The 2154-nt window shown below is 74.1% G+C and carries 2 protein-coding genes; both read right to left on the minus strand.

The window, feature by feature from the left end:
* On the minus strand, positions 1-1345 hold a 1345-nt coding region (locus BN11_RS16290; protein ID WP_157044404.1), incomplete at its 3' end, for an ATP-dependent helicase.
* A partial coding sequence (locus tag BN11_RS16295) for a RecB family exonuclease (RefSeq protein WP_048699413.1) occupies positions 1342-2154 on the minus strand: 813 nt, incomplete at its 5' end. The genes BN11_RS16290 and BN11_RS16295, both read right to left, overlap by 4 nt.

Raw genomic sequence — 2154 nt, forward strand, 5'->3', positions numbered from 1 at the left:
CCGCCCCCCCCCCCGCCGGGAACTGGGATCGTTTGCGGCACAGCACGGCCGCCGACTGCGCCCCCTCGGCGCGGCGCTGCGCGATCCAGTCCGCGACGAGGGCCGCCTCCGCGTCCACCGTCTCGAGGCGGGCGACCTCGATGCGGCCGTCTCCGGCAGCGGGGGCTGCCGAGAGGGGTTCGACGGGGACCACAGCCCCGGCGCGCAGCGGCTCGGCGACGGTGTTGGCGGCGTCGAGGATCGCGCGATCGTTGCGCCAGGTCACCGACAGCGGCAGCACCGAGACCGAGGCGGCACCGAAGACCGCGGGGAACTGCGCGAGTGTTGCCGCGCTGGCGCCGCGCCACGCGTAGATGGACTGGTGCGGGTCGCCGACCGCGGTGACGCAGTGGCCGGGCCCATCGGCGCCGGCCGGGGCGAAGAGGGCGGCCAGCAGGTGCAACTGCGCGTGCGAGGTGTCCTGGAACTCATCGAGCAGCACTGAACTGAATCGTTCGCGCTCGATGCGTCCGACCTCGGGGAAGCGCATCGCGAGTTCGGCGGCCACCGCCATCTGATCGGCGAAATCCATGGCGCCGTGGTCGCGCTTGAGCGCGGCATACCGCTGCAGAACGGGGACCAGGGATCGCTTGGCGCGCAACGCTTTTCGCATCGCCTTGCTCTCGGCAAGGAGCGCCCGTCCGGCGCCCTCGATGACCTCGAGCCGCTCGTCGAAACCGGCCAGCCAGGCATCGAGCTGGTCCGGCGTGACCAGGTGCTCGGCCATCTCGCCGGCGAGATCGATCACGGCATTGGTGATGGTCGACTCGGCCTTGCCGATCTCCTCGAGCGGGCCCTCGTCGTTGCTGACGACGGCGTGGGCGTACTGCCAGGCCGCCGCCTCGGACAGCAGGCGGGCGTCGGGCTCGCGGCCGAGGCGCAGGGCGTGCTCGCGGACCAGCCGGCCGGCATAGGCGTGATAGGTGGAGATCGTCGGCGGGGCGGCGACGACCCCGTCCGTCTCCTCCGGCCGGGCTCCGGCAGCGCCGTCGATCACCCCCGCGGCGGTCAGCGCGCGGAGGCGGGTGCCGACCCGGCCGGCCAGTTCGGCAGCGGCCTTGCGGGTGAAGGTCAGCCCGAGGACCTGCTCGGGCTCGGCGTAGCCGTTGGCGACCAGCCACACTACCCGGGCGGCCATCGTCTCGGTCTTGCCCGAGCCGGCGCCGGCGACCACGAGCATCGGCGCCGGCGGATGTTCGATGATCGCCTGCTGTTGCTCGGTCGGGACCGGCAGGCGCAGGGCGGCGGCGATCTCGGCAGCGCTGATCCGCGGGCCTGCCGGGGGCGGTGTGGAGGAGGGGGTCATGTGAGCATCCCGCCTTCGGGTCGCGCCGGGCAGGACGTGGCGACCGGGCAGGTGCGGCAGCCCTCCCCGACGGTGGCGGTGAATCGCGACCCGGCCATGGCGTGCGCCGCGTCGGCGACGGCGTCGTGGGCCCAGCCCGGCTCGGGATCGTCGGCGAGCGGGGTCTGGGCCTGGACGGAGGTCGCAGCCTTGGTCGTGGCGGCCTTGCCGAGCTGGACCAGCACGGCGCCGGCACCGATGGCGTCGGGACCGAAGGCGCCTTCGGCCACTGCGACCTGATAGGCGCCGAGCTGCGGATGGCGGGCGAGGTCGGCGGCGGCCGGTTTGCTGCTGCCGGTCTTGTAGTCGATGACGCGGATGCGGCCGTCGTCGTCGGTCTCGAGCCGGTCGACGATCCCGCTGATCTGCGCCCGGCCCACGGTGGCCGTGAACTGCTGCTCGGCAGCGAGCCGCCGCCAGCCGAGGGAGGCGGCGTGCTCGAAGTATGCCGCCGCCCTCCCGAGCATCGCCTCCGCCTCGGCCCGCTTGGCCCGGGTGATCCAGCCCGCAGGCAGGCCCAGCCGCCCGAAGGAGAGATCGAGCCGGCCACCGAGCGCGGCGGCGTCGGCGTCGCCTCCGTCGGCCAGGACTTCGTGCACCAGGGTGCCGAGCGCGGCCGATCCGATGGCCGGGCCGTCACCGCCCGCGCGGGTCAGCAGCCAACGCAACCGGCACGAGGCGAAGGTGACCAGCGACGACGGTGAGACCGGCACGAACGCCGAACCCGGCACCCGCGGTCGGTCGTCGGTGAGCGCGCGCAGCGCCCACCA

Origin of the sequence: Nostocoides australiense Ben110, from assembly GCF_001050535.1 — a bacterium.
Lineage (GTDB): Bacteria > Actinomycetota > Actinomycetes > Actinomycetales > Dermatophilaceae > Nostocoides_A > Nostocoides_A australiense.